This is a genomic window from Streptomyces beihaiensis (assembly GCF_026274175.1).
GTDB classification, from domain to species: domain Bacteria; phylum Actinomycetota; class Actinomycetes; order Streptomycetales; family Streptomycetaceae; genus Streptomyces; species Streptomyces beihaiensis.
The window spans coordinates 1-1790 of sequence record NZ_JAPHNL010000184.1 but is presented as its reverse complement, the minus strand read 5'-3'; the positions used below and the strand labels follow the sequence as shown (position 1 = coordinate 1790).

The following is a 1790-nucleotide window of genomic DNA, read 5'->3' as shown; positions in this document are numbered from 1 at the left end:
CCCCGCTCCCGCCCCGGTGCCGGTGCCGGTGCCGGTCGAAGCCGCCCCGATCCCGGCCCCGCGCAACGGAAACGTCGTCCTCGGTCCTCCTGCGGACCGCCACCCCCAAGCCGTACAGGCCATCCGGGACGCAGAGGGCCCGGCCCTCGTCATCACGTCGTCCCCCCAGGTCTGGGAGGACACGAAGGACGCCAGGGCCAAACTCGGCCCGGTCCTCCTCTACGACCCGTCCCACCTGTGCGACACTCCGGCCCGCCTGCACTGGAACCCCACATCCGGCTGCGCCGACAAGGCGACCGCCGCCGCCCGCGCCACCGCGCTCCTCGCCCCGACCAGGCCCACGGCCAAGCTCGACTCGGCCCTGGCCGAGACGGCCGGCACGCTCCTGCGGAGCTATCTGCACGCCGCGGCGGTGGACGGCAAGCCGTTCCGGCACGTACACCGCTGGGCCCAGGGCACCCAGGTCCAGGACGCCGTACGCATCCTCCGCACGCACCCGAAGGCGGCGAACGGTGCCGCGGGCGAGTTGGAGGCGGCCCTCACCTCGCACCCCGAACGCCGCGACATGGCCCAGGAGTTGACGGCCCGCACCCTGTCCGCCCTCTTCTCCGTCCACATCCGTGAGGCCTGCACCCCGAACCGGACGGACTCCCTCACCCTGGATTCCTTCATGGCCGAAGGGGGCACGCTCTACCTGGTGGGCGAGCCCATCGAGGACCCGAAGGCGAACCCGGCGGCGATGCCGCTCCTGACGGCCCTCGCCTCGAACGTGGTCGAGCGCGGCCGGCGCATGGCCGACAGGTCACCCGTCGGTCGGCTCGACCCACCAATGACGCTCGTCCTGGACGATGTCGCCGCCGTGGCCCCGCTGCCGCAGCTGCCCGAACTCCTCACCGCGGGCGCGGACCGGGGCCTGCCGACCCTGGCCCTGCTCCGCTCACGCGAACAGGGGCGAAGCCGGTGGCCGGACGCCGAACTGCCCGCCTTCTAGCCCCCCAAGGAAAGAGAACCGCTCCTGCCCTGAGGGGGCCACCTGACCGCCCCTGCCGCGACCGTACAGTCCCCTGCCGGGACTGGCACAGCCCCCACCGACGCCGGGGCAACCCCACGGCTGAAGCGACCGCCCCTTACGAATTCCACGAACACTACGGTCACCACTGACTCAGGCCGGGCCCATCGGGTCCGGCCTGAACTCCATCTCACGGTCCACCTTGCCGGCCTCCCCCGGATTCGCGACGGCATGCCCGGTCGGCACGAACCCGAACCGGCGGTACGCCTTCTCGGCCCGCTCGTTGTCCTCGTGCACGAACAGTCGGACCCGCTCCACGCCGTCCAGCGCGAGCGCCCATTCCGTGGCCTCGGCGAACAGCCCGCGCGTCACCCCGCTGCCTCGCGCCTCGGGCCGCACGTACACACCGACGAGCTGTGCCTGCCGCTCCTTCACGGTCTCCCCGAAGATGTCCGCCGCCCCCGGTTCTTCCACGAGCACGACGACCGAACCGAGCCAACGCCCGTCGTGCCGGGCGGCTGCCACGAACTGCAAGGCGGTCATTCCGTGCGACGACCGGTTGGCCCGCGCCTGCCAGAATTCGTCAGGACGCGTGAGGGCCTGCTCGTACGTCTCCATGAAGGCGATCGGCGCCGCAGGATCCTGCAAGGACGCGAGCCTCAGCTCCCTTACCTCACGCCATTCGTCGGGCCGCACGGGCCGGATCTCGTACTCCATGAGACGGCACACTACAACTCAGGCCCCAAACGCAGAGAAGCCCGGACCGTTCCCGGTCCGGGCT

General features: G+C 71.7%; 2 protein-coding genes. One reads left to right on the top strand and one right to left on the bottom strand.

Annotation, left to right across the window (positions count from 1 at the left end; all coding sequences use genetic code 11):
• Positions 1–991: type IV secretory system conjugative DNA transfer family protein (locus OFY01_RS16505; RefSeq protein ID WP_266600609.1), on the top strand; the 991-nt coding region annotated here is incomplete at its 5' end.
• Positions 992–1162: 171 nt separating this feature from the next.
• On the opposite strand, the gene OFY01_RS16500 is transcribed toward OFY01_RS16505, so the two are convergent.
• Positions 1163–1726, bottom strand: a complete 564-nt coding sequence (locus OFY01_RS16500) for a GNAT family N-acetyltransferase (RefSeq protein ID WP_266600607.1) — start codon at positions 1724–1726, stop codon at positions 1163–1165.
• Positions 1727–1790: the final 64 nt, after the last annotated feature.